Below are 24071 nucleotides of genomic sequence, written 5' to 3'. Positions count from 1 at the left end.
CAAGAAAAAGCCCCGCATCGCGGGGCTTTTTCATTTCTGCTCGGCGTGTTCTTCGTAGGAGCTACGGGATCAGGCGCGGACACTGTCCCAGGCAATCTGCGCCAGTTGCTCGCGACACTCGATCAGGTCCACCCGCGTGCGCCCCGCCAGCCAGTTGCGTGCATAGTCGTGGGTCGGCCCGATCACCACGGAGTTGAACAGCTCCGCCGACAGCGCCTTGAACGCCCCCGCCTGGCGGTGCTCGGCCAGCAGTTCGGCGATGCGCCGGCCCTGCTGGCGATTGGCCTCGCGCAGTTCCTCGCCCATCTCCCCCGCCTCGACGCGCCCACGGCTGTGCAGGATGAAACGTGCCCACTGCGGGTTGGCCGAGACCCAGTCGACGTAAGAAGTGACGAACAGCTTGACCACCGCCTCCGCGCTCTTCGCCTCCTGCAAGCCGGCATCGAGCAATGCCGCGTACTGGCCGACACCGGTCAGGTAGAGCGCACCGATGATCCGCTCCTTGTTGCCGTAATGGTGGTACAGGCTGCCGATGCTGGCGCCGGAGCGGTCGCGGATCATTTCGATGGTGGTGGCATCCACGCCGGACTCGCTGAAGCAGGCGAGCGCGGCCTGAAGAATGTCGTCTTTGCGGGAAGGTCGGGCCATGGGGGTCCTGTCGGAAAAAGCGTTCACACGGAATTCTAGAATATTTTTCTAGAATTACTTTCTAATCTTCGTATACTGCCTGGGCGCGCATCCATCTTCAATCCGCTTTTCCCCGGAGTTGCCATGAGTCAGATGATGCAAATGTACCAGCAGGCCGGCCCCGCGCAGTTCAGCGCCATGATCGGCCAGGTCGCCCCCTACTTCGCCAGCATCGCCCCGCAGTTCGTCGAACTGCGCCCGGGGTATGCGGAAGTGGCCTTCGCCAAGCGCCGCGAGGTGCTCAATCACATCGGTACCGTGCATGCCATTGCCCTGTGCAATGCGGCCGAGCTCGCCGCCGGCACCATGACCGATGTGTCGATCCCCCAGGGTCGCCGCTGGATCCCGCGCGGCATGACCGTGGAATACCTGGCCAAGGCCGATGGCGACGTCCGCGCCGTGGCCGATGGGCAGGCGATCGACTGGAACCAGGAAGGCGATATCGTCGTCCCGGTGCTCGCCTACGTCGGCGACAAGAAGGTCTTCCGCGCCGACATCACCATGTACGTCAGCCAGGCCTGAGAGACGATGCCATGATCACACCACTCCTCCGTCCGCTGGATAACGGCAACGGCCACAGCCTTTCCAGCCACTGGTACCACCCGCCCGGCGAAACGCGGGGAGCGGTGCTGATCGTCCCCGCCATGGGCGTCGAACAGCGCTTCTACGCGGCCTTCGCCCACTGGCTGGCCGAGCGCGGCTACCTGACGGTGACCTTCGACTACGTCGGCATGGGCAAGTCCCGCGCCGGCCACTTGCGCAATCTGGACGTCAACGTCGTCGCCTGGGGAAATCACGACTGCAGCGCGATGCTCGACGCGGTGGTCGAGGCCGCCGGCGAGCTACCTGTGTACTGGATCGGCCACAGCCTGGGCGGGCAGATCCTGCCCTTCGTGCGCGGCAACGAGCGTATCCAGCGCGCCTTCACCATCGCCACCGGCAGCGGCTACTGGCGCGAGAACACCAAGGGACTGCGGCACAAGGCCTGGCTGCTCTGGTACTGCCTGGCACCGACCCTCACGCCGCTGCTGGGCTACTTCCCGGGCAAACGCCTGGGCGTGGTCGGTGACCTGCCGCGAGGGGTGATCGAGCAATGGCGGCGCTGGTGCCTGGACCCGGAGTATGCGGTGGGCGCGGAAGGCGGCGCAGTGCGCGAGGCGTATTCCTCCGTGCGCACACCCATCACGTCCATCTCCTTCACCGACGACGAGATGATGTCCGCCCGCAATACCGAGTCGCTGCACGGCTTCTACCGTGGCTCGCCAAAGACCGTGAAGCGAATTGCCCCGGAGGACATCGGCGTGAAGCGCATCGGCCACTTCGGCTTCTTCCGCCGCCAGTTCGCCGATTCGCTGTGGGCGGGCTACCTGCTACCGGACCTGGGCTGACACCCAGGCCCGGCGCGGGCATCGAGCGAACGATCAGTCGAGGGTCACCAGCACCCGACCAACCAGCTTGCCAGCGAGGATCTGGTGAATCGCGGCCGGCAGGTCGTCGAGCTTGACCTCGCGCACCGCCGCTTCGAGGTTGTCGAGCTTCCATTGCAGGGACAGCTTGTCCCACATGGAGGCCTTGACCACCAGCGGCAGTTCCACCGAGTCCACGCCCAGCAGGTTCACGCCGCGCAGGATGAACGGCAGCACGGTGGCCTTGAAGGCGGCGCCAGCGGTGAGGCCGCAGCAGGCAACGCTGCCGCCGTACTGCAGCGACTTGACCACGTTGAACAGGATGTCGCCGCCCACGGTGTCCACCGCGCCAGCCCACTGCTCACGCAGCAGCGGTTTGTCGACGCCATCGGAAACGGTGGCGCGGTCGAGAATCTGCCGCGCACCCAGGCGGTTCAGCAGTTCGGCCTGTTCCAGCTTGCCGGTGGCAGCCGCGACGGTGTAGCCCAGTTGCGCCAGCAGCATCACCGCAATGCTGCCCACGCCGCCGGTGGCGCCGGTGACCAGGATCGGGCCCGCGGACGGGGTAACCCCGGCGCGCTCCAGCTTGTCGACGCACAGCGCAGCGGTGAGACCGGCGGTGCCGAGGATCATCGATTCGCGCAGCGACAGGCCCTGCGGACGCTTGATCAGCCAGGCCGCGGGGACGCGGATGTACTGGCCGAAGCCGCCCGGCGTGTTCATGCCCAGGTCGTAGCCGGTGACGATGACTTCATCGCCGGCGGCGAATTCGCCCACCGAGGACGCTTCCACCACGCCGGCGGCATCGATGCCGGGCGTATGCGGGTACTTGCGGGTGACGCCACGGTTGCCGCTGGCGGACAGCGCATCCTTGTAGTTCAGCGAGGAATACTTCACCCGCACCAGCACTTCACCCGCCGGCAGATCGGCAACCTGCCGCTCGGCCACCTGCAGGTCATACACGCCATGCGCGCTCTCCGTGACCCACAACGCCTTGAATGCACTCATCTCGACCCTCCTCTTTCGAATATGGAACGGGCGCAATCCCGGCGCCCGACGACGATCATTGCCAGAAGCGGCTGCGACCCAGGCGGTCCCACCAGGTCACCAGCACGCGATCGATCACGCCGCTGACGCCCACGCCGAAGCGTTCCTGGATGGACTTCTTCTGCACGTAACTGAGCTGGTAGACATCCGCCTCGCGGGCGCGTTCGGCCAGGTACTCGTCACTGGTCTTCAGTTCGTCGACCAGCTTCTTGCCAAGCGCTGCCTGGCCCAGCCAGACCTCGCCGGTGGCGATCTCGTCGATGGCCAGCTGCGGGCGGTAGTGGACGACGAAGCGCTTGAACAGCTCGTGGGTTGTTTCCAGGTCCTCCTGGAACTTCTCGCGGCCCTTTTCGGTGTTCTCGCCGAACACGGTCAGGGTGCGCTTGTACTCACCGGCAGTGAGCACCTCGAAATCGACATCGTGCTTCTTCAGCAGGCGATGGATGTTGGGCAACTGCGCCACCACGCCAATGGAGCCGAGGATGGCGAAGGGCGCGGAAAGGATGCGCTCGCCGATACAGGCCATCATGTAGCCGCCACTCGCCGCGACCTTGTCGACGCAGACGGTCAGCGGCACGCCAGCCTGGCGAATGCGCGCCAGCTGGGAAGCCGCAAGGCCGTAGCCATGGACCATGCCGCCGCCGCTTTCCAGGCGCAGCACCACTTCGTCGCGCGGGGTGGCCAGGGTCAGCAGCGCGGTCACTTCATGGCGCAGTTGCTCAGTGGCCGAAGCCTTGATGTCACCATCGAAGTCGAGCACGTAGACGCGATTCTTCTCGCCGCCCTTCTTCTTTTTCGCATCCCTGGCCGATTTCGCCTCGGACTTGCGCAGCGCCTTGAGCTTGGTCTTTTCCAATACGCTATGTTGCAGGCGCTCGCGCAGCTCCTTGTAGAAGTCGTTGAGCTTGTGCACCTCGAGATGCCCGCTGCCGCCGCGACGGCCGCGGCCGCGCAGTGCTGCGATCACTACCAGGACGATGACGATGGCCACCACCACGGTGAAGGTCTTGGCCAGGAAACCCGCGTAATCCGCTAGAAACTCCACTCACATCCCCTTTTACGATTCTGGTCGAGCCCGCCAGGCGAGCGCAGCGAATCCCGCAAGCATACCCACGCCGCAGGCCCGCCACCAGCGCTGGCAAACCGCTGCATCAGTCCAGCGAATGCCATTCAAACAAGCGTATGTTTTTTCGTTGACAGCCCCAGACGATCCCCATAACCTCGCCGGAACTTTCAGCCCTGCCGGGATACTGCGCGTGGGAAGCATCTACCTGATTCGACATGGCCAGGCTTCGTTCGGCGCCGACGACTACGATGTGCTCTCGGCCACCGGCATACGCCAGGCAGAAATCCTCGGCGAGCACCTGGCCAGCCTGGGTCTGCGCTTCGATCGCTGCGTCGCCGGCGACCTGCGCCGCCAGCGCCACACCGCCGAAGCGGTGATGGGCCGACTGAACGAGGCCGGGATCGCCACACCCACCCTGGAAGTCGATTCCGCCTTCAACGAATTCGAAGCCGACGCAGTGATCCGCGCGCACCTGCCGGACCTGCTCGAGCTCGAGCCGCAGGCCCTGCACATCATGCGCAACGCCGCCGACCACCGCGCCGAGTTCCAGCGCCTGTTCTCCACCGTGATCGCCCGCTGGGTATCCGGCGACCACGACAAGGACGGCCTGGTCAGTTGGGCCGAGTTCCTCGACACCGTGCATGGCGGCCTCAAACGCCTGCTGGAGTCGGCCAGCGGCAAGGACAATATCGGCGTGTTCACCTCCGGCGGCACCATCACTGCGGTCCTCCAGCACGTGACCGGGATTCCGGCGCTGAACGCCTTCGAACTCAACTGGCAGATCGTCAACACCTCGCTCAACCGCCTGAAGTTCCGCGGCAGCGAAGTAGCCCTGGCTTCCTTCAACAGTCACGTGCATCTGGAACTGTTGAGGGCGCCGGAACTCATCACCTATCGTTGAGTACCGGCCCATTGCGACGCGAGCGTCGCGCGAGAAAACCTAGAAAAGGAATAGAACCATGAGTGTTGCTGACATCGTTTCCACCATGAAGAGCAAGTTCAACGCCAGCGCGGCCGCCGGCCTGGATCTGGTGTTCCAGTTCAACATCGAAGACGGCGACAACCACTACCTGGTCGTCAAGGATGGCACCTGCGAAGTCGTACAGGGCGACGCCGAGTCCCCCAACGTCACCCTGATCATGGACAGCGAAACCCTCAAGGGCATCACCAGCGGCGAAACCGACGGCATGCAGGCCTTCATGGCTGGCAAGCTGCGCGCCGAAGGCGACATGATGCTGGCGATGAAGCTGGGCGAACTGTTCCCGGTCTGATCCGCGGAAAACCTGCCCGCGCAGCACGAAGAACCGGAGTCCATGGCTCCGGTTTTTTTATGCCCGCGCCCCGCTGCAAGGTCCTGATCAGGCAGCCTGATCGGGGTGCAACACGAACGCCAATAACGGCTGCGTACGCTTGTGACGGGCAGAGGCGGACATTAGATTAGCCAATGATCACCCGGCGCCATCATTGCTTTGCCTGATCCTGCCACGCTTCACCCGGCATGAGACCGACGCCGGCCTGCGCGCACCTCGCCAGGAGCCTTGGGCCCTTGCGGGAAGATTCGTACAAGCCAGTACAAGACGAGCTCCTAGATAAAAAGGGACCAGCATGTCGTTGACCGACCAGACCATCCGCTCCCGCGAAGGCGAAGAACTCGATGCCGCCGTGATCGACGGCTACCTCAAGGACCACATCCCCGGCCTGCAGGGTCAGCCGCGCATCAGCCAGTTCCCCGGCGGCGCCTCGAACCTGACCTACCTGATCCAGTACGACAACCAGGAACTGGTGCTGCGTCGTCCCCCCTTCGGCAAGAAGGCCAAGTCGGCCCACGACATGGGGCGCGAGTACCGCATCCTCAATCAGCTCAAGGACGGTTTCCCCTACTGCCCCAAGGCGTACACCTACTGCACCGACGAATCGGTGATCGGCGCCGAGTTCTATGTGATGGAGCGGGTTAACGGCATCATCCTGCGCAGCGACCTGCCCAAGGAGCTGAACCTCGACGCCGACAAGACCACTGCGCTGTGCAAGAGCTTCATCGACAAGTTCGTCGACCTGCACAACGTCGACTACAACGCCTGCGGCCTGGGCGATCTGGGCAAGCCGGAAGGCTATGTGCAGCGCCAGATCGGCGGCTGGATCGATCGCTACGAGAAATCCCTGACCCCTGACGCACCGGCCTGGGAACAGGTGAAGGAGTGGCTGCGCGAGAAGATGCCGGCCGACCACCCCAAGCCGGGCATCGTCCATAACGACTACCGCTTCGACAACGTTATCCTCGACCCGAACAACCCGATGCAGATCATCGGCGTACTCGACTGGGAAATGACCACCATCGGCGATCCGCTGATGGACCTGGGCAACACCCTCGCCTACTGGATCCAGGCCGACGACCCGCAGCCCATGCAGATGCTGCGCCGCCAGCCGAGCCACGAGCCGGGCATGCTGACCCGCCAGCAGTTCGCCGACTACTACGCCGAGCGTGCCGGCATCCAGATCGACAACCTCGATTACTACTACACCTACGGCCTGTTCCGCCTGGCCGGCATCATGCAGCAGATCTACTACCGCTTCTTCCACGGCCAGACCCAGGACAAACGCTTCGCCACCTTCATCCACGCCAACAAGCTGCTGGAACAGGTGAGCCTGCAGGTCATCGGCAAGTCCCGCCTGTGAGAGTCGGCTGTCGATCTGGCGAGCTAGAGCCGTACAAGGCGGAGGCCGGGCGAAGAGCGGAGTTTACCGATTGTAAATGAGCATCTGAGTCCGGCTTCCAACGCAGTACGGCCGACGCGCAGCCGATCGCCAGTCGGCTCTCGGAGCCCTATAACAAGGAGAATATCCATGTCCAAGACCCAACTGTTCGACCTCGACGGCAAGATCGCCTTCGTTTCCGGCGCCAGCCGTGGCATCGGCGAAGCCATCGCCAAGCTGCTGGCCCAACAGGGCGCCCACGTCATCGTCTCCAGCCGCAAGATCGACGGCTGCCAGGCCGTAGCTGACGAGATCATCGCCGCGGGCGGCAAGGCCACCGCGATTGCCTGCCACATCGGCGAGATGGAGCAGATCCAGGCCGTCTTCGCACAGATCCGCGAGCAGTTCGGCCGCCTGGACATCCTGGTCAACAACGCTGCCACCAATCCGCAGTTCTGCAACGTACTGGACACCGACCTGTCGGCCTTCCAGAAGACCGTCGACGTGAACATCCGCGGCTACTACTTCATGTCCATCGAAGGCGGCAAGCTGATGAAGGCGAACGGCGGCGGCAGCATCATCAACGTCGCCTCGGTCAATGGCGTCACCCCGGGCGACTTCCAGGGCATCTACTCGGTGACCAAGGCCGCGGTGATCAGCATGACCAAGGTCTTCGCCAAGGAATGCGCGCAGTTCGGCATCCGCTGCAACGCCCTGCTGCCGGGCCTGACCGACACCAAGTTTGCTTCGGCGCTGGTGAGCAACGACGCCATCCGCAACATCGCCCTGCAGCGCATCCCGCTCAAGCGCGTGGCCGACCCGAGCGAAATGGCCGGTGCCGTTCTGTACCTTGCCAGCGATGCGTCCAGCTATACCACCGGTGTGACGCTGAACGTGGACGGCGGCTTCCTCGCCTAAGCGATATCGCGTCCATGAAAAAGGGAGCAGATTGGCTCCCTTTTTCATGGACGGAACCTGGGCTTTTCGTAGCAGCGTTCACTGCCAGTCTTTCAGCGCCTGGTTCGCCGCCGCATTCATCGGCTCGGCAGTCAGCCCACCTGCGCCGTAGCGCACCGCGAACACCGCCTGCTCCGCCATCGGCAGGTAGTTCACCCGCCCGGCCTTGGGCACGAACGTCAGCAAATCATGCTGGCCGTCGCGCAGCCAGCGCCACAGGTCGATACCCAGTACGTCATCCGCCAGCGCCACCTTGCGCCCCAGGCTCTGCTGCTCCACGGCCAGGAAGCGACCACTGAGGTCCTGCAGGCGGTAGCCCGGCACCAGGCCGATCAGCCGTGCCAGCCCTTTCCACTCCAGCACCCGCGCGTCCAGCTGCCAGAGATCACCGGCCAGCTCCACGCGACGCTCCTCGTCTCCCTGCAGCAGCGTCACCTCAAAGCGCTGCTCACCGACCTTGTGGAAGCTCAGCGTCGCCAGCGGACGCTCCGCCGGCAGCGGGTCGTAGCTGCGCAGATCCCAGGCCACCAGCGCCACCAGCGCGGCGACGGCCACGAACAGCATCCCCGCCGTGCCCCGCAGCCAGCCGAGGAACCAGTGACGGTCGAACAGAATGCGGGCGGCCACCACCAGGGCCAACAGCGCCACCAGGGCAACGACCCAGGCCAGACCGTCATACTGCATCGAATGATTTCCTTCCTCGTAGAAATGCCGGCATTATGCGCACCGCGTACCTGCGCGGCCAGCCAGACCGTCGCAGCTTTCGGGCCCGTTAACGTTTCCTATGCCACCCGCTCTTTACAAAAGAGTGGCGCCGCGGGCTCCTGATCAAGGCTAACCCCATGCCCTTCGAACTCGTCGTAGACCCGACCACCCTCGTCATCCTCGCCGGCGTCGCCTTCCTTGCCGGCTTCATCGACGCCATTGCCGGCGGCGGTGGCCTGCTGACCATCCCTGCCCTGCTCACCGCAGGCGTCCCGCCGCACCTGGCGCTGGGCACCAACAAGTTGAGCTCGACCTTCGGCGCCGCCGTAGCCAGCTACACCTTCTACCGCCGCAAACTGTTCCAGCCACGCCAATGGCGCAACGGCCTGATCGCCACGGCCATCGGCGCCGCACTGGGCGCCTGGGCTGCGCACCTGATGCCGGCGGAGTGGCTCAACCGCATGCTGCCGGTGGTGGTCTTCGGTTGCGGCCTGTACCTGCTGTTCGGCAAGACGCCGGAGGCGCCGCTGGATGCCAATCCGCGCATCGCCCAGCGCCGCCAGTGGCCGCAAGGCCTTGGCCTGGGCTTCTACGACGGCGTGGCCGGCCCGGGCACCGGCGCCTTCTGGACCGTCAGCAGCCTGCTGATGTATCCGCTGGACCTGGTACGCGCCAGCGGTGTGGCGCGCAGCATGAACTTCGTCAGCAACATCGTCGCCCTGGCGGTGTTCATCGCCTCGGGGCAGGTGGTCTGGCTGATGGGCCTGTGCATGGGCAGTTCGCTGATGATCGGCGCCTACTTCGGCGCACGCACGGCGATTGGCGGCGGCGCCAAGTTCATCCGTCCGGTATTCATCCTGGTGGTGCTGGCGCTGACCGTGCGCCTGGCCTGGCAGCACTGGTTCAGCGCCGCCGCCTGATGGGCAGGTGCGGCGCCTGAACTCAGGCGCCGCCGGGCAGGACAGGATCGGGACGACCGGCGCGGCGCGCCAGGTAGACCTCGATCAGGTAGCGGGCGATGGAGCGCTCGGCCGGCAAGCGCGGCAGCTCGTCGACATGGAACCAGCGGGCGTCCTCGATTTCGTCCGGCTGCATGACGATCTCGCCGCTGACGTACTCGGCGTGGTAGCCGAACATCAGGGAATGCGGGAACGGCCAGGGCTGGCTGCCCATGTAGCGGATATTGCCGATCTCGACACCCACCTCTTCGCGCACTTCACGCGCGACGCAGTGCTCCACCGACTCACCCGGCTCGACGAAGCCGGCCAGGGTGCTGTACATCCCCGGCACGAAGCGAGGCGAACGCGCCAGCAAGACTTCATCGCCACGGGTCACCAGCACGATCATGCTCGGCGACAGCAACGGGTAACGCTGGATGCCGCAGCTCTCGCAGTGCATGGCGCGGTCGCGGGGCATGCGCTGGTTGGGCTGGCCGCAGCTGCCGCAGAAACGGTGCTGGCGCCACCAGATACCGATCTGGCTGGCGAAGCCGAGCATCGCGAAGAGGTCTTCCTCGGCCTGCATCATGAACTGGCGCAGGCCGATCCAGCTGGCGCCCTCCAGCGGATCGGTACGGTCGATTTCCAGCAGGTACACCGGCTCGCCATCGAACTGGCCGACGGCATGTTCGGAGAGCACTGCAAGGTCCTGGCGCTTGAGCCAATCGCGGGGGAACAGCACACCGTTGCTGTCGGCGAGGAACTGCTGCTGGCAATGGGCGAGCGCCCAGCCGCCGTTCGCCGCCACTTCGAACATCGAAGATTCCCAGCGCCCGGTACGCATCAGGCTGCCACCGTCAGGCCCAGGGCCTTGACGCTCTCGCTGGCGACGTCCAGGACGTCGGGTTGGCCTTCAGGCCGCATCATGGCTCCACCCTCCAGGTAGTACTCCAGGCCGGTCAGCGCATCCGCCAGGGTCTCCAGCATCTGCTCGGACGGCATCTGGGTCGTCTCGATCATCTGCCCCTGAATGTAATCGGCACAAGCGCCCACGAGCAATGCCGCACGCTCCTGTCCGAGGAACCACAGGCCTCCGCGAACCGCCTGCAGGCTGACCGGGACGTTGGCCAGGTGCAGCTTGTCACCGTTGGATTCCAGGTACGCGGTGATCGCGCGCTTGGCCAGCGCCAGGCCCGCCTGGGCTTCGTCGATCACCACGATGCGCGCTTCGGCGAGCTGGTGCACGGCAAAGGAGTCATCCTCCCCTACCGGGGCCGGACGCGCACTCATGCGCTCGCCCCGCTCCAGGTTGCCAACCATGCTCTCGACGTACAGCAGCGCATCGGCCAGCGCGTTGAGCGCGGCCGGCTCGTCCGCCGCACCCTTGGCGACCCAGCCGGCGACCACGCCATGCTGGTGCTGCAGCGAGGTGGCGGCAGAGTTCAGGCCGACCATGCCCAGGGTCTTGGCCAGCTTGCCCAACTGAGTATGCAGGGTACCCAGCGCATCGACCTGGGACACGCCGCGCTCGATCAGGTCGAGCTGGTCCTTCACCGCAGTGAGTTCCTCGCGGATCGCCACCGACAGCGAGCGCATCACCGACTGGCCAGGTCCGGACAGGCGCTGCGACTCATCCTCGAGCAGATGATCGGTGAACGGCAGCGGGGCCAGGCCGAACACCTGGCGCAGCTCGGTGGCGCGCACGCCGCTGGTATCTGCCAGGGTGGTGAGATAGAGCAGTTCCTTGAGCAATTGCCGCGGCGCTTCGTACTGCGGGTTGGCGATCAGTTGCTTGAGCTCGCGATCCAGCCGTGCGAACACCTGCTTGCGCGTCTTGCGCGGCAGCATCTGCGCATCGACCAGCGCTTCCAGCGCACCGGCGCCGACCCAGCACAGGCGGGTACGCACAGCGCTGCCCAGCAGCACATCGAGCTTGCCGAGGGCGCGCCCCATGAGCTTGAGGCTGGGGTAGAGATTCTGTTCGCGGATCAGACCTACCAGGCCGACCTGGTACATCTGCCGCAGGCGACGGACTTCGCGGGCCGGGTCATCCACCTGCGGTACGTTGACGGCGCGCAGCGGGCGCGGCAGGTCCAGGCGCGCGCTGAAGAAGAAGCTTTCCGGCAGCGCGGGCTGGCCGGCGGCCTGGCGCACGTCATTGATCGCCGGTAGCAGCAGCTCGGGGATTTCCTGGCGGTGCGCTTCGAGGTTTTCCAGGTAGCGGCGCAGCACATAAAGCGCATTGCCGAGGGCCGCCAGTTGGCCGTCGCGGTCTTCGCTGACGCCAGCCGGGATGTCGGTGGCCAGGTCCAGCGCTTCCTGCGCCAGCAGCTCGGCGCCGGCCAGTTCGATGAGGTTCAGCGTGCCGCGGATCTGGCTCAGGCAATCGACGGAATGTTGCAGCAGGCTGCCGTTCTGACGCTCGGCGATGAAGTGCTCGAGATTCTGCTCGGCCTCCTCCATCGTCGCGAACAGTTCATCGCGGACCAGACTGAGGGACGTGGCTCCAGTAACCATCGGTCTAGTGCGCCTCCTGCGCGCAAGAAGAGTGGACGGACATCAATCGACAAACTCGGGGGTCTTCTTGCTCATGTGCGCCATCATGGCGACCTGCAGGTCGGCGGACTGCAGCATGGCCGCGTTCCAGGTGGCGATGTATTCCAGGCCGTCCTCGACACGGTGGTCGCGGGCATAGCCGATCATTTCCTTGGTGCCGCGGATGGCGATCGGCGACTTGGCGGCGATCTGCCGGGCCAGATCCATGACACCGTCGAGCAGCGCGGAATGGTCGGCATAGATGCTGTTGACCAGGCCGATGCGCTGGGCTTCCTCGGCGTTCACGTTGCGGCCGGTATAGGCCAGCTCACGCATGATGCCGTCGCCGATCAGCCGTGGCAGGCGCTGCAGGGTGCCGACATCGGCTGCCATGCCCATGTCGATCTCCTTGATGGAGAACTGCGCGTCCGCACTGCAGTAGCGCATGTCGCAGGCGGAAATCAGGTCGATGCCACCGCCGATGCAGTAACCCTGGATCGCCGCGAGGACCGGCTTGCTGCACTGGTCCACGGCGTTGAAGGAGCCCTGCAACTGCAGGATGGTCCTGCGCAGGGCGCGGGCGTTGCGGCCGACGTCCTTGCCCAGGTGGCTGGCGGCCTGGGCCAGCAGGGCGAGGTCGATGCCGGCGGAAAAGTGCTTGCCGGCGCCGCTGAGGACGACGACACGGACTTCATCCGTTTCATCGGCCCATTGGAAGATATCGATGATTTCCTTCCAGAAATCGGCGTTCATCGCGTTGAGTTTTTCCGGGCGATTGATCTGCACATGGGCGATCTTGTCCGCCAGCTCGACGCGGAAAGCTTTGTATTCGGTCACGGGGATGTCCTCGGGTATGCCCTGCTTCTCGACTGGGTGCGGCGCACTGCCGCTGGAGCCCGGGCCAACAGTTCTTATTCGGGTCTTTTCTATTCGTGTGGGAAATAGATGTCGGAAATCGCGTCACTATAACAAGGCAAGACCAAAAGTCGATGCCAGGGTCTGTGACACAGGCCACGGCATCGGCTGCGAATTGGCTCGCAAATCAGCCACCAAGTGCTTGATCTGGCTGGAACGCGACCGCCGCGGCAATCAGTCGCCCGCGGCCAACGGTAGCCCCTGTGCGCGGTTGCGGTACTGGCGCCAGGTGTACATCGGGATACCCGCCATGAACACCAGGAAGCCCCAGAAGATTGCTTGCTCGCCGGTGCCGTACAACGCCCACAGCGAGTAGAGGAAGCCCAGGCAACCAATGGCCAGCACCTGCGGGCGCGAACGCGGGGAGAATGATTCCGGCTTGGTCGCGAGCAGTTGCAGCAGCGCAGCGGTGCAGAAGGCGTAGGGCACGACGCCGGTCATGGTGCCCAGCAGGATGATGACGTTGAACACTTCCACCAGTTCGCCATGGCCATCGACCATCACCAGCGCAGTGACCAGCAGCCCGGAGGACAGCAGGCCATTGGCTGGCGCGCCGTTCTTGTTGAGCTTGCCCAGAGATTCGGGAAACAGCCCGTCGCGGGCCGGCGCCACCGGAATCTGCCCCTGCAGCAGCACCCAGCCGTTGAGCGCGCCCAGGCAGGCGATCACCGCGCCGCCAGCGACCAGGTAATAGCCCCAGGTGCCCAACAGAATGCGCGCGGCATCGGCGAAGGGCGATGTGGACTTGGCCAGCACTTCCGGCGGCATCAGGCCCTGCACGGCGGTGATCGACAGGATGTAGACCGCAGCGGCGGCGAGGGTACCGAACAGCGTGGCGCGAGGGATGGTCTTCTTCGGGTCGCGTACATCGTCCGCCGGCACGGTCGCCGATTCCAGGCCGATGAAGGACCACAGCGTCAGCGCCGCCGTGGTGGCGATCGCCTGGGCATACCCCATGTTCGGCAGCTCGCTGGGCGCCGGGATGGTCAGGTAGTCGGGATTGAAGTGGAACCAGCCGAGAATGCCCACCAGCAGCAGCGGGATCAGCTTGAGCGCGGTCAGGCAGTTCTGCACCAGGGCGAAGGCGGTGATACCGCGCAGGTTGATCAGGGTGCACAGCCAGATGGCGCCGATGGCCGTGGCGACCATCAGCAGCGGATCGGCGAGCGCCGGGATGAACACCCGCAGGTAGCCGACCAGGGTCACGGCGATGGCGGCGTTGCCGATCCAGGCGGCTTTCCAGTACGTCCAGGCGCAGAGATAACCGGCGAAACTGCCGAAGCCGTCACGGGTATAGGCATAGGGCCCGCCAGCGCCAGGATTGAGTCGCGCCAGTCGGGCGAAGGTGAAGGCGAGGATCACAGCCCCGGTGCTCGACACCAGCCAGCCGAACAGGCTGAGCCCGCCGAACGCCGCCAGACTCGACGGCAACAGGAACACCCCCGACCCCACCATGTTGCCAACCACCAGCGCGGTGCAGCTCCAGAACCCCATGCTGCCCTTTTTCGCTTCCGCCATCTGCGCTCCTTAGAAGCCCGCGATCCGTGTTTTCGTTTGAGCGCCCTGCCCTTCACGAAGACGCAGAGCGGCGATCTGTCCTACAGGGTAGACAGCGCCGGGCAAAGGAGGAAACCGTTTTGCAGGGTGAGGCCGCTCGTTTCGAGCGATTTCGCCCCGCGCGGTCAATGCGGCTGCAGAATTTCCGCCGCTCAGGCGGAGCCGACCTGGCGCGTACCGAGTTCGTAGTGCTGCTCGAACTGCAGTGAAGGCATCGGTTTGGCGAACAGGTAGCCCTGCCCTTCGGTGCAGCGTTCAGCACGCAGGCGATCCCGCTGGGCGGAGGTTTCGATGCCCTCGGCGATGGTTTCCAGGTCGAAGCTGCGCGCCATGTCGAGGATCGCGCGGATCACCGAGAGGTCCTGCTGGGTCTCCAGCATGCCGATGACGAAGGAGCGGTCGATCTTGATGCGGCTCAGCGGGTAGGTCTTGAGCAGGCTGAGGGAGGCGTAGCCGGTGCCGAAATCGTCGAAAGCGATACCGACTCCATAGGAGCGCAGGCTCTGCAGGGTACTCAACACGGTGTCGTCGTGATTGAGCACAATGTTCTCGGTGATCTCCAGCTCCAGCGCTTCCGCCGGCAGGCCATGCCGCTCGAGCGCTTCGAGCACCTGCGTGACCAGATTGCCCATGCGGAACTGCGCGCCGAACAGATTGACGCCCATGCGCAGGTCGGGCGCGCCATTGCGCCGCCAGTACGCGGCCTGCGCGCAGGCTTCATCCAGTATCCAGGCCCCGACGATCGCTGCCAGCGGCCCCCCCTCCAGTGACGGCAGAAATGCCGCTGGCGACAGCAACCCACGTTGCGGGTGCTGCCAGCGGATCAGTGCCTCGGCGCCACGCAGCGAGCCATCGCGCAGGCTGACCTGGGGCTGGTAGAACAACAGGAACTCCCCATTGGCCACCGCACGGTGCAACTCCATGCCATAGAGGTGCCGCGCCGCCGCCTCCATCTTCAACGCCGGGACGAACACGAAGGCATGGCTGCGCCCGCTGATCTTCGCCTTGAACAGCGCCAGATCAGCGTCACCCACCAGCTCCAGTGCTTCCTGGGCGTGCAACGGCGCCAGCGCCACGCCGCAACTGGCGGCGACCCGCACTTCATGGGCATCGATGACGATGGGTTCGGCAATGCTGGCGATCACCGCCTGAGCGAACCGCATGGCATGTTCGGGGGACAGCAGGTTCGGCTCGAGGATGGCGAACTCGTCGCCGCCGATCCGCGCCACCGTGGCGCCCGCGGTGGCCAGCCGATCCAGCCGCTCCGCGACCTGCCGCAGGATGCCATCGCCCACGGCATGGCCGAGGGAGTCGTTGACGTCCTTGAAGCCGTCCAGGTCGATCATCAGCACCGCCGCCGGGCGCGACTGTACCAGTACTTCCTCGGTGCGCCGGTAGAACTGGCCCCGGTTGGCCAGGCCGGTGAGCACATCGACGCTGGCCAGTTGGCGCAGCGCCTCCTCTTCCAGGTGGCGGGCGGTGAGGTCCTTGAGCACCGCTTCGAACTTGAGCTTGCCCTTCTCCGTCCAGCTGAACAGCGTCAGTCCCAGGGAGATTTCGGAGCCATCCTTGCGTACCCCGACGATCTCTCCCGGCACGGCCATGCCGTCCAGCGACGTAGCATCACTGGCCCCACTGATCAGGGCACGGAACCCCGAACGATTGCGTTCGGGCAGCAGCAACTCGAAGGATTGGCCGCTGCCCTCGATCAGGTCGTAGCCGAACAGGTTGGCCGCCGCTTCGTTCCAGGCGCCGATCTCGCCCCAGCAATCGAACCAGACGACGGGCGTCGGCGAGGTGCCGGCATACTCCTCGAACAGCGGCCGGGTACGCGACGAGGCGACCTCGATGCGACGCAGCTCGAGCCGGTCCGACGCCATGCGCGCCAGCTCGACCAGACGATCGCGGTCGTCACCGGAAAAGTCCTCGTGGGGCTTGCTATCGATGATGCACAGGGCACCCAGCGGCTGCCCATCCACCGACAGCAGCGGCACGCCCGCATAGAAGCGCACGCCGTTGGGCCGGGTCACCAGCGGGTTGTCGTGGAAGCGTTCGTCGCGGCTGGCATCGCCCACGACCATGACGCCATCCTGGGCGATGGCATGGGCGCAGAAGGAAACGTCGCGGCCCATATCCACGTCGCCGATACCGGTGGCAGCGGCGAAGAAGACATGGTCACTGCCGATCATGTTCACCGCTGCAACCGGCATACCGAACATGCGTACGGCGATCTGCACCACCGGATCAAGGCTGGGCAGCAGGCTTTCGTCGTCGAAACCGTAATCGGCGAGCGCGCTCAGGCGCTCGCTCTCGTTCGGCAACGTCACGGGACAGCGCATAGGGGAAACCTCCCTTTTTCCTCAATTTCTCCCTTTACCGATGCGCACAAGGATAGTTCCACTTTTCATACAGTGATGTATGTCACTGCTGCCAGGAGCCGGACGGTCACTTGCAGCACTCCACGGTGTAGCGCTTCTCGCCGTCTACCTCGCGCACCTGCAGGCCATGGACGTCAGAATCGAAACCGGGGAAGTTGCGCTCGAAACTCTGCGCGAAGGCCAGGTAATCGAGTATGGAACGGGTGGATTCGGTGAACCGCTCACCCGGCATGATCAGCGGGATACCTGGCGGATATGGCACCAGCATCACCGCGGCGATACGCCCTTCCAACCGATCGATAGGCACTGCCTCGACCTCGCCGCGCACCAGCTGGGCGTAGGCATCCGCGGGGCGCATGGCGATTTCCGGCAGCACGGTGTACATGCGCTTCATCGCCTTGGCCGTGGCGTGGTCGCGGTAGCAGCGGTGCAGTTCGTCGCACAGGTCGCGCAGGCCCATTCCCGCGTAGCGCGCGCCGCCGGCCTGGGCGACGCTGGGCAACGCGCTCGTCAGCGGCTGATTGGCATCGTAGCTGCGCTTGAACTCCAACAGCTCGGTGACCAGGGTGCTCCACTTGCCCTTGGTCACCCCCATGGAAAACAGCACGAGGAAGGAATAGAGCCCGGTCTTCTCGACCACCAGCCCGCGCTCCCAGAGGAAGCGGCTGACCACCGCCGCGGGAATCCCGCGCGAATCGAGACGGCCACCCGCGGTCAGGCCCGGCGTGGCCAGGGTGACCTTGATCGGGTCGAGCAGCACGTAGTCTTCTACCGCATCGCCAAAGCCATGCCAGTCGGCATTGGGCTCCAGCACCCAGTCGCGGGTCTTCACCTCGTCGGTGCCCTCCACGCCCGGTGGCTGCCAGACGCAGAACCACCAGTCGTCCTCGGCGAGGTTCTGCTGCACATTGGCCAGGGCACGGCGGAAGCTCAGGGCCTCGTCGAAGGTTTCCTGGATCAGCGAGCGACCCGCCGGGCCCTCCATCATCGCCGAGGCCACGTCCAGCGAGGCGATGATGCCGTACTGCGGCGAGGTGGAGATGTGCATCATGAAGGCTTCGTTGAAGCGCGCCTGCTCGAAACGCCGTGCGCCGGCATCCTGTACGTGGATCATCGAAGCCTGGCTGAAGGCCGCGAGCATCTTGTGCGTGGAGTGGGTGGTGAACACCAGCGGGCCGCTGTCGTCGCGGCGGGTGCCCATGCCGTAGCGACCGGCGTAGAACTCGTGGAAGGCCGCATAGGCGTACCAGGCCTCGTCGAAATGCAGCACCTCGACGCTGTCGCCCAGGGCCTGCTTGATCATCTGAGCGTTGTAGCAGAGGCCGTCGTAGGTGGAGTTGGTCACCACCGCAAGCCGCACCTTGGGTTCGCGACCACGCGCCAGCGGGCTGGCCTCGATCTTCGCGGCAATCGATTCGCGACTGAACTCCGACAGCGGGATCGGCCCGATGATGCCCAGCTCGTTGCGCTCTGGCGTCAGGTACAGCGGGATAGCGCCGGTCATGATGATCGAATGGAGGATCGACTTGTGGCAGTTGCGGTCCACCAGCACCAGATCATCGCGACAGACCATCGAATGCCAGACGATCTTGTTCGCCGTGGAAGTGCCATTGATCACGAAGAACGTGTGGTCAGCGCCGAAATTGCGCGCAGCGCGGGCCTCCGCCTCGGCCAGCGGACCGGTGTGATCGAGCAGCGAGCCCAGCTCGGGCACGGAGACGGACAGGTCCGAGCGCAGCGTGTTCTCGCCGAAGAACTGGTGGAACGCTTGCCCCACCGGGCTCTTGCGATAGGCCACGCCGCCGCCGTGGCCGGGCGTATGCCAGGAATAGTTGGACTGGGCGGTATGCTCGACCAGGGCGCGGAAGAATGGCGGCAGCAGGCCCTCCAGGTACTTGCGCGCGGCGCGGCTGACCTGGCGGGCCAAAAAGGGCACGGTGTCTTCGAACAGGTAGAGGATGCCGCGCAGCTGGTGCAGATCCGCCATGGACTCGGCGGGCGCGTTCTCGATAGTCATCTGCTCGCCGAGCGCGAAGATCGGCAACTGCGGCGCGCGCACCCGCGCCATGCGGATCAGCTCCACCACATCCTGCAGAAGACGCTGGTTCTCCCCCGCCCCCTCGGCGGCGACCAGGATGCAGGCCAGGCCGTGGTGGGTCGAGGCAACGATGCGCCCCTCGGCGGAACTGGCGGTAGAGAGGATACTGAAGCCGTCCTGCTCCAACTCCCGCGCGATATCCCTCACCCGATCGCCAGCCACGGTATCGGCCTTGATGTCGCGGTGAACGATGAGAATGGGGAATTTTAAGTCTTTGTACATTGTGAACCCCTGAATAGACGTACGACTGGCGTCGATCCCTTTCAGAGTATGGGCTCACGGAATGTAGGGGAATGCGGTCGACTGACGGCTGTAAGAAAACGTCGCGTGGCTGACAGGCGCCCCCTCGTGGCGATGCGATAGCGTTCCGGCATGAGCACGCCGCAGAAACGAAAAAGGCCCCTGTCAGGGGCCTTTTTTCAAGCAGCGAGAAAGATCACTCCTTCGGTGCTTCCATCTGCGCCCACAGCGACGGGCCGCCAGCGGACTTCTCGATCACCGCCAGGCGCGCAATATGCGCCTCGATTTCCGCATCACTGGCGCGGATCACCCGCGTCAACCCGCGCTCGGCCGCCAGGCGACGGATCGCCGAGGCCGTGGCGCGCCCGCTGCCATCACCTTCCGCACCATTGCCAGCCAGCGACAGGCTGGTCTGGCCACCGGTCATCGCCAGGTAGACGTCGGCGAGAATCTCGGCGTCGAGCAGTGCGCCGTGCAGGTCGCGGCCGGAGTTGTCGACGCCATAGCGCTTGCACAGGGCGTCAAGGTTGTTGCGCTGGCCCGGATGGCGCTCACGGGCCATCAGCAGGGTATCGAGGATACCGCAGTAGTCGGCGACATCCGCGCGCTCGGTCTGCCCCAGCAGGGCGAACTCGTTGTTGATGAAGCCAACGTCGAACGCCGCGTTGTGGATGATCAGCTGGGCGCCCTTGATGAACTCGAAGAAGTCATCCGCCACTTCACGGAAGCGCGGCATGTCCTTGACGTATTCGTTGGTGATGCCGTGGACCGCGATGGCGCCTTCGTCGATCTCGCGATCGGGCTGCAGATAGACGTGGAAGTGCCGGCCAGTAAGGCGACGACCATCAAGTTCGACACAACCGATCTCGATGATCCGGTGGCCGTCAGTGACCGGCATACCGGTCGTTTCGGTGTCGAGTACGACGCTACGCATTCTGTGTGAAACCTTCTTGCGGTTGATCAGCCCGGCTTACGCCGGGCTGCTGTAATTCCTGGAGCCGGACACTCAGCGAGGCAGTTCGCTCACGCCACGGTTGGCGAGCATGTCGGCGCGCTCATTGCCGGGGTGGCCGGTGTGGCCGCGCACCCAGCGCCATTCGACAGTATGCCGGTTTACCTGCTCATCCAGCGCCTGCCACAGGTCGGCGTTCTTCACCGGCTGCTTGGCGGCAGTCTTCCAGCCGCGCTTCTTCCAGTTGACCATCCACTCGGTGATGCCCTGCATAACGTATTGCGAGTCGGTGACGATACGCACGTCGCAATGCCGCTTGAGCGCGGCCAGGGCCATGATGGCTGCCATCAGCTCCATGCGGTTGTTGGTGGTTTCGGCCTCGCCGCCCCACAGCTCGCGCTCGGCACCCTTGTAGAACAGCACGGCGCCCCAGCCCCCCGGGCCCGGGTTGCCCTTGCAGGCGCCATCGGTATAGATCTCGACTTTCTCTTCGCTCATTGGGTTCGCTTTCAGGACTCGGAATCGCGGCGACTGACCTTGGCCACCGGCAGCGGCACCAGTTGGCCGCGCGGCTCGCGACGGGGCTGGCGCAGGGGCCGCAGACCGACCACCAGCTTGCGCGCCACCAATAGATAGAAGCCGGCGCCTGAGCCCTGCAGGACGGGGCCCCAGGTCTCCATGCGGGCCAGACGGCCCTGCCATTTCGCCGATGCAAGCGGCGGACGATAACACCCGAAGCGGCGTTTCTCCAGCGCGAAGCCCAGCAGGTTGAGCCAGTCGCAGACCCGGCTCGGCGAGATGCAGCGGGCGCGGCGCAGGGCGTCGCGGGCGAAGTAATGGCGGATGCCCCAGGCGCTCCTGGGATTCACCCCGACCACCAGCAGGTGACCGCCGGGACGCACACTGCGCGCGGCCTCGCGCAACAGTCGGTGCGGTGACAGGCAGAAATCCAGGCCATGCTGCAGCAGCACCACGTCAGCGGCATGCTCGCCCAGCGGCCAGGCCGCCTCGTCACAGGCGATCTCCACGCCGGGCAACGGCGGCCCAAGGCGAACGCCACGCTGGATGTTGCCGACGCTGGCCGGCAATTCCGCATGGGGCCCGTAATGCACCAGGTAGCCGCCGAAATAGCGCTCCAGCTCGTCGATCAGCAATTGCTGCTCTTCGGCGAGCATCATTCCGCCGATCGGCCCCGACAGCCAGTGGCGGGCCTGGTCGATCAGCTCCAGCCAGTCAGCATCGGCCTGGGCGAAGGGTTCTTCGATCATCACTACCCCCTGTGGGACAGCGCGACACAAAAGTGTGTATCCGCACTACTATGCGCCAATGCCCACTACTTGGCGATTCTCCACCCATGATACAGATAGATGCCCTACCCGCCTTTTCCGACAATTATCTCTGGCTGTTGCAGGATGCGACCCGCCGCGAATGCGCAGTGGTCGACCCGGGCGACGCCGCTCCGGTCGAGCAATGGCTGCAGGCGCACCCCGGCTGGACGCTGACCGACATCATCATTACCCATCACCATGCGGATCATGTCGGCGGTGTTGCCCGTCTCAAGGCCGAGACCGGCGCCCGTGTGCTGGGCCCGGCTGGCGAGAAGATCCCGGGACGTGATGTGGCGCTGGAGGACGGTGATCGCGTCGACGTGCTCGGCCTGGAGTTCGCGGTCATCCACGTGCCCGGCCATACCCTCGGCCACATTGCCTATTTCCATGCAGCGAACAGCCATGACGATGAACGCCAACCACTGCTGTTCTGCGGCGATACCCTGTTTGCCGCCGGGTGCGGTCGCCTGTTCGAAGGCACGCCAGCGCAGATGCATGCGTCGCTGCGCCGGCTCGCCGCTCTGCCCGGCCACACGTCGGTGTACTGCGCCCATGAGTACACCCTGAGCAACCTGCGTTTCGCGTGCGCCGTGGAGCCGCAGAATCCGGAGGTGCTGGCGCGCTTCGAAGAGGTCAGTCGCTGGCGCGAAGCAGGAAAGATGAGCCTGCCGTCCTCCATCGCCCTGGAGCGGGCGACGAATCCCTTCCTTCGAGTGTCGGAAACATCCGTTAAGAAAATGGCCGACGAGCGGAGCGGCCAGCAAAACCGCACTCCGGAGGAGGTCTTTGCGACCATTCGCCGCTGGAAGGACCAGTTCTGAAGACTGGCGAAATCTTGACCAGGGCAGGCTCGGTTTCTAGAATCGCCGAAATTTTTGCCCCGGACATAGTCATCAGCCAATGCCGCCCAAGACCAGAAAGACCTCCGATCTAGACGCATTGGCACGTGCCATCCGAGTCTCCATTGTCCTGCTCGCGGCGGGCCTGGCGGGTTGCCAGTCGACCCCGCAGACCACCAGCGACAACCAGGCCCGCAGTGCTTCCCGCGCCATTGACGTGCAGTTCAATCCGGCCTGGACCGAGTCCCAGAACGATATCTGGGAACGCATGCGCGTTGGCTTCCAGCTGCAGGATCAGATCGACACCAACCCGCGCATCGAGCGCCAGCGCCTGTGGTTCATGAGTAACCAGTCGTTCCTGGAAAACGCCAGCGAACGCGGTGCGCCCTACATGCACTATGTCGTCGAGCGCCTGGAAGAGCGCGACATGCCGCTGGAGCTGGCGCTGCTGCCGGTGATCGAGAGTTCGTACAACCCGATGGCCGTGTCGCGTGCCCAGGCCGTGGGCCTGTGGCAGTTCATCCCCAGCACCGGCACGCACTTCAACCTGCGCCAGACCAACTTCTACGACGGCCGCCGCGACATCACCGCGTCGACCAACGCCGCACTGACCTACCTGACCCGCCTGCACGACATGTTCAACGGCGACTGGCTGCTCGCTCTGGCCGCCTACAATGCGGGCGAAGGGACTGTCAGCCGTGCCATCGAGCGCAACGAGCGCCTCGGCCTGCCCACCGACTACTGGAACCTGCCACTGCCGCAGGAAACCCAGGACTACGTGCCCAAGCTGCTCGCCCTGTCGCAGCTGGTGAATGCGCCAACCATCTATGGCATCAACCTAAGCCCGATCGCCAACCAGCCCTACTTCACCTCGATCCGCGTCAAGCCGGGCCTGGACCTGTCCCGCGTCGCCGCCCTGGCCGACCTGGACCAGGACGAACTGCAACAGCTCAACCCAGCCTTCAAGCGCGGCGTGACGCTGGACGGCCCGCACCACCTGCTGGTACCGCTGGACAAGGCCGACACCCTGAAGGCCGGCGTCGCCACCATGCAGCCGGTGGAGATCAAGGTGGCCAGCAACGCGCACTATCGCGTTCGCAAAGGCGACAGCCTGCACAGCATCGCCCAGCGCTATCGCCTGAGCGTGGCCGAACTCAAGGCGGCCAACCGCCTGAGCGCGAACCGCCTGCGCAATGGTCAGACCTTGATCATCCCAGGCCAGCCCGGACGCCCGACCATCGAGCCGGAAAGCCCGCGCCAACTGGCTCAGGTGGATCGTTCGAAGGCAGCTCCCGCCGCCCGCGCCAGCAGCCGTACCTACACCGTGAAGAACGGCGACACGCTCTGGCAGATCGCCAAGAAGAACGATGTCGCGGTCGACGACATCAAGCGCTGGAACAAGCTGGACAGTCACGGCGTGAAACCCGGCCAGACCCTCACGCTGCAAGGCGGCAAGGCGACTGCGACGCAGTTGGCCTCCACCAGCAAGGCCAAGCAGGACAACGCGACTTATTACAAGGTCAAGCAGGGTGATTCGATGTACCTGATCGCCAAGCGCTTCAATGTCGAGATGCAGCACATCAAGCGCTGGAATCCGCGCAGCGGCCAGGCCCTGAAGCCAGGCCAGACCATTACGCTGTACCTGGATACCGCCAGCCGCTGAGTTTTACCCTGCGCCGGGGCGCCCAGCCCCGGCCGCATGTCTTCTGGCAGCACGGACAAGCTGCTACTG

At 64.9% G+C, this 24071-nt stretch carries 22 protein-coding genes; 9 read left to right on the top strand and 13 right to left on the bottom strand.

The genetic code is table 11. The annotated features are described in order from the left end of the window. Positions 1-69 precede the first annotated feature (69 nt). Positions 70-648 (bottom strand): TetR/AcrR family transcriptional regulator, encoded by a 579-nt coding sequence (locus tag AC1ZV1_RS11225; RefSeq protein ID WP_484296770.1) that lies wholly within the window; start codon positions 646-648, stop codon positions 70-72. A 123-nt stretch (positions 649-771) separates the two neighbouring features. On the opposite strand from AC1ZV1_RS11225, the gene AC1ZV1_RS11220 reads away from it, so the two are divergent. Both AC1ZV1_RS11220 and AC1ZV1_RS11215 read left to right on the top strand, forming a co-directional pair. Beyond that, positions 772-1209 carry a hotdog fold domain-containing protein gene (locus AC1ZV1_RS11220; RefSeq protein WP_484296769.1) on the top strand — a complete coding sequence of 146 codons (438 nt, stop codon included), beginning with the start codon at positions 772-774 and terminating at the stop codon, positions 1207-1209. An 11-nt stretch (positions 1210-1220) separates the two neighbouring features. After that, a complete protein-coding gene (locus tag AC1ZV1_RS11215) occupies positions 1221-2075 on the top strand; it encodes an alpha/beta hydrolase family protein (protein ID WP_484296768.1) in 855 nt (284 codons plus the stop codon). Positions 2076-2108: 33 nt separating this feature from the next. On the opposite strand, the gene AC1ZV1_RS11210 is transcribed toward AC1ZV1_RS11215, so the two are convergent. Both AC1ZV1_RS11210 and sohB read right to left on the bottom strand, forming a co-directional pair. Beyond that, positions 2109-3101, bottom strand: coding sequence for a YhdH/YhfP family quinone oxidoreductase (locus AC1ZV1_RS11210; protein WP_192404413.1), 993 nt, complete (start codon positions 3099-3101; stop codon positions 2109-2111). Between the two features lie 55 nt (positions 3102-3156). After that, on the bottom strand, positions 3157-4185 hold the full coding sequence (gene sohB, locus AC1ZV1_RS11205; protein ID WP_484296767.1) for a protease SohB: 1029 nt from the start codon (positions 4183-4185) through the stop codon (positions 3157-3159). A gap of 211 nt (positions 4186-4396) precedes the next feature. Here sohB and AC1ZV1_RS11200 point away from each other — a divergent pair, with 211 nt between their 5' ends. From AC1ZV1_RS11200 to AC1ZV1_RS11185, 4 genes are all read left to right on the top strand, one after another. Continuing rightward, positions 4397-5107 carry a histidine phosphatase family protein gene (locus AC1ZV1_RS11200; RefSeq protein ID WP_484296766.1) on the top strand — a complete coding sequence of 237 codons (711 nt, stop codon included), beginning with the start codon at positions 4397-4399 and terminating at the stop codon, positions 5105-5107. Positions 5108-5165: 58 nt separating this feature from the next. Further along, positions 5166-5477, top strand: coding sequence for an SCP2 sterol-binding domain-containing protein (locus AC1ZV1_RS11195; RefSeq protein ID WP_017519529.1), 312 nt, complete (start codon positions 5166-5168; stop codon positions 5475-5477). 334 nt (positions 5478-5811) lie between these two features. After that, positions 5812-6879, top strand: coding sequence for a phosphotransferase family protein (locus AC1ZV1_RS11190; RefSeq protein ID WP_484296765.1), 1068 nt, complete (start codon positions 5812-5814; stop codon positions 6877-6879). Positions 6880-7047: 168 nt separating this feature from the next. Beyond that, entirely contained in the window at positions 7048-7815 is a 768-nt protein-coding gene (locus AC1ZV1_RS11185) for an SDR family oxidoreductase (protein ID WP_484296764.1), read from the top strand. A gap of 78 nt (positions 7816-7893) precedes the next feature. Here AC1ZV1_RS11185 and AC1ZV1_RS11180 read toward each other — a convergent pair whose 3' ends face one another. Continuing rightward, positions 7894-8538, bottom strand: coding sequence for a hypothetical protein (locus AC1ZV1_RS11180; protein ID WP_484296763.1), 645 nt, complete (start codon positions 8536-8538; stop codon positions 7894-7896). Between the two features lie 158 nt (positions 8539-8696). On the opposite strand from AC1ZV1_RS11180, the gene AC1ZV1_RS11175 reads away from it, so the two are divergent. Next, a complete protein-coding gene (locus AC1ZV1_RS11175; RefSeq protein WP_484296762.1) occupies positions 8697-9479 on the top strand; it encodes a TSUP family transporter in 783 nt (260 codons plus the stop codon). A gap of 22 nt (positions 9480-9501) precedes the next feature. Here the strand turns inward: AC1ZV1_RS11175 and nudC are convergent, their stop codons facing one another. The 9 genes from nudC to AC1ZV1_RS11130 all read right to left on the bottom strand — a co-directional run bounded on the left by nudC (position 9502) and on the right by AC1ZV1_RS11130 (position 21437). Next, positions 9502-10341 carry an NAD(+) diphosphatase gene (gene nudC, locus AC1ZV1_RS11170; protein WP_484296761.1) on the bottom strand — a complete coding sequence of 280 codons (840 nt, stop codon included), beginning with the start codon at positions 10339-10341 and terminating at the stop codon, positions 9502-9504. Continuing rightward, positions 10341-12014 carry a FimL-related protein gene (locus AC1ZV1_RS11165; RefSeq protein WP_484296760.1) on the bottom strand — a complete coding sequence of 558 codons (1674 nt, stop codon included), beginning with the start codon at positions 12012-12014 and terminating at the stop codon, positions 10341-10343. The genes nudC and AC1ZV1_RS11165 overlap by 1 nt, the downstream gene beginning before the upstream one ends. 42 nt (positions 12015-12056) lie before the next feature. After that, on the bottom strand, positions 12057-12869 hold the full coding sequence (locus AC1ZV1_RS11160; RefSeq protein ID WP_484296759.1) for a crotonase/enoyl-CoA hydratase family protein: 813 nt from the start codon (positions 12867-12869) through the stop codon (positions 12057-12059). 252 nt (positions 12870-13121) lie between these two features. After that, positions 13122-14465, bottom strand: a complete 1344-nt coding sequence (locus AC1ZV1_RS11155; protein WP_484296758.1) for an amino acid permease — start codon at positions 14463-14465, stop codon at positions 13122-13124. A 191-nt stretch (positions 14466-14656) separates the two neighbouring features. Further along, on the bottom strand, positions 14657-16843 hold the full coding sequence (locus AC1ZV1_RS11150; protein WP_484296757.1) for a putative bifunctional diguanylate cyclase/phosphodiesterase: 2187 nt from the start codon (positions 16841-16843) through the stop codon (positions 14657-14659). Between the two features lie 106 nt (positions 16844-16949). Further along, positions 16950-19202 carry an Orn/Lys/Arg family decarboxylase gene (locus tag AC1ZV1_RS11145; RefSeq protein ID WP_484296756.1) on the bottom strand — a complete coding sequence of 751 codons (2253 nt, stop codon included), beginning with the start codon at positions 19200-19202 and terminating at the stop codon, positions 16950-16952. 214 nt (positions 19203-19416) lie between these two features. Then, the gene (gene dnaQ / locus AC1ZV1_RS11140; RefSeq protein ID WP_484296755.1) at positions 19417-20154 is read right to left on the bottom strand and encodes a DNA polymerase III subunit epsilon; all 738 of its coding nucleotides are present in this window, start codon (positions 20152-20154) and stop codon (positions 19417-19419) included. Positions 20155-20226: 72 nt separating this feature from the next. Continuing rightward, positions 20227-20670: a ribonuclease HI gene (gene rnhA, locus AC1ZV1_RS11135; protein WP_024763291.1), complete on the bottom strand. Its 444-nt coding sequence runs from the start codon at positions 20668-20670 to the stop codon at positions 20227-20229. Between the two features lie 11 nt (positions 20671-20681). Beyond that, positions 20682-21437 carry a class I SAM-dependent methyltransferase gene (locus AC1ZV1_RS11130; RefSeq protein ID WP_484297543.1) on the bottom strand — a complete coding sequence of 252 codons (756 nt, stop codon included), beginning with the start codon at positions 21435-21437 and terminating at the stop codon, positions 20682-20684. An 89-nt stretch (positions 21438-21526) separates the two neighbouring features. Here AC1ZV1_RS11130 and gloB point away from each other — a divergent pair, with 89 nt between their 5' ends. Together gloB and AC1ZV1_RS11120 are read left to right on the top strand one after the other, a co-directional pair. Beyond that, positions 21527-22321: a hydroxyacylglutathione hydrolase gene (gene gloB / locus AC1ZV1_RS11125; RefSeq protein WP_484296754.1), complete on the top strand. Its 795-nt coding sequence runs from the start codon at positions 21527-21529 to the stop codon at positions 22319-22321. 79 nt (positions 22322-22400) lie between these two features. Beyond that, on the top strand, positions 22401-24002 hold the full coding sequence (locus AC1ZV1_RS11120) for a LysM peptidoglycan-binding domain-containing protein (RefSeq protein WP_484296753.1): 1602 nt from the start codon (positions 22401-22403) through the stop codon (positions 24000-24002). The last annotated feature ends 69 nt before the right edge of the window (positions 24003-24071 follow it).

It is taken from the genome of Pseudomonas sp. BB438 (assembly GCF_057180225.1).
This window is presented reverse-complemented; position numbering and strand designations above follow the sequence as displayed.

What these genes read in the sequence shown, in the direction of transcription:
- AC1ZV1_RS11225 (WP_484296770.1), bottom strand. Translation starts at nt 648, where the DNA reads ATGGCCCGACCTTCCCGCAAAGACGACATTCTTCAGGCCGCGCTCGCC.
- AC1ZV1_RS11220 (WP_484296769.1), top strand. Translation starts at nt 772, where the DNA reads ATGAGTCAGATGATGCAAATGTACCAGCAGGCCGGCCCCGCGCAGTTC.
- AC1ZV1_RS11215 (WP_484296768.1), top strand. Translation starts at nt 1,221, where the DNA reads ATGATCACACCACTCCTCCGTCCGCTGGATAACGGCAACGGCCACAGC.
- AC1ZV1_RS11210 (WP_192404413.1), bottom strand. Translation starts at nt 3,101, where the DNA reads ATGAGTGCATTCAAGGCGTTGTGGGTCACGGAGAGCGCGCATGGCGTG.
- AC1ZV1_RS11195 (WP_017519529.1), top strand. Translation starts at nt 5,166, where the DNA reads ATGAGTGTTGCTGACATCGTTTCCACCATGAAGAGCAAGTTCAACGCC.
- AC1ZV1_RS11190 (WP_484296765.1), top strand. Translation starts at nt 5,812, where the DNA reads ATGTCGTTGACCGACCAGACCATCCGCTCCCGCGAAGGCGAAGAACTC.
- AC1ZV1_RS11185 (WP_484296764.1), top strand. Translation starts at nt 7,048, where the DNA reads ATGTCCAAGACCCAACTGTTCGACCTCGACGGCAAGATCGCCTTCGTT.
- AC1ZV1_RS11180 (WP_484296763.1), bottom strand. Translation starts at nt 8,538, where the DNA reads ATGCAGTATGACGGTCTGGCCTGGGTCGTTGCCCTGGTGGCGCTGTTG.
- AC1ZV1_RS11175 (WP_484296762.1), top strand. Translation starts at nt 8,697, where the DNA reads ATGCCCTTCGAACTCGTCGTAGACCCGACCACCCTCGTCATCCTCGCC.
- nudC (WP_484296761.1), bottom strand. Translation starts at nt 10,341, where the DNA reads ATGCGTACCGGGCGCTGGGAATCTTCGATGTTCGAAGTGGCGGCGAAC.
- AC1ZV1_RS11165 (WP_484296760.1), bottom strand. Translation starts at nt 12,014, where the DNA reads ATGGTTACTGGAGCCACGTCCCTCAGTCTGGTCCGCGATGAACTGTTC.
- AC1ZV1_RS11155 (WP_484296758.1), bottom strand. Translation starts at nt 14,465, where the DNA reads ATGGCGGAAGCGAAAAAGGGCAGCATGGGGTTCTGGAGCTGCACCGCG.
- AC1ZV1_RS11150 (WP_484296757.1), bottom strand. Translation starts at nt 16,843, where the DNA reads ATGCGCTGTCCCGTGACGTTGCCGAACGAGAGCGAGCGCCTGAGCGCG.
- AC1ZV1_RS11145 (WP_484296756.1), bottom strand. Translation starts at nt 19,202, where the DNA reads ATGTACAAAGACTTAAAATTCCCCATTCTCATCGTTCACCGCGACATC.
- dnaQ (WP_484296755.1), bottom strand. Translation starts at nt 20,154, where the DNA reads ATGCGTAGCGTCGTACTCGACACCGAAACGACCGGTATGCCGGTCACT.
- rnhA (WP_024763291.1), bottom strand. Translation starts at nt 20,670, where the DNA reads ATGAGCGAAGAGAAAGTCGAGATCTATACCGATGGCGCCTGCAAGGGC.
- gloB (WP_484296754.1), top strand. Translation starts at nt 21,527, where the DNA reads ATGATACAGATAGATGCCCTACCCGCCTTTTCCGACAATTATCTCTGG.
- AC1ZV1_RS11120 (WP_484296753.1), top strand. Translation starts at nt 22,401, where the DNA reads ATGCCGCCCAAGACCAGAAAGACCTCCGATCTAGACGCATTGGCACGT.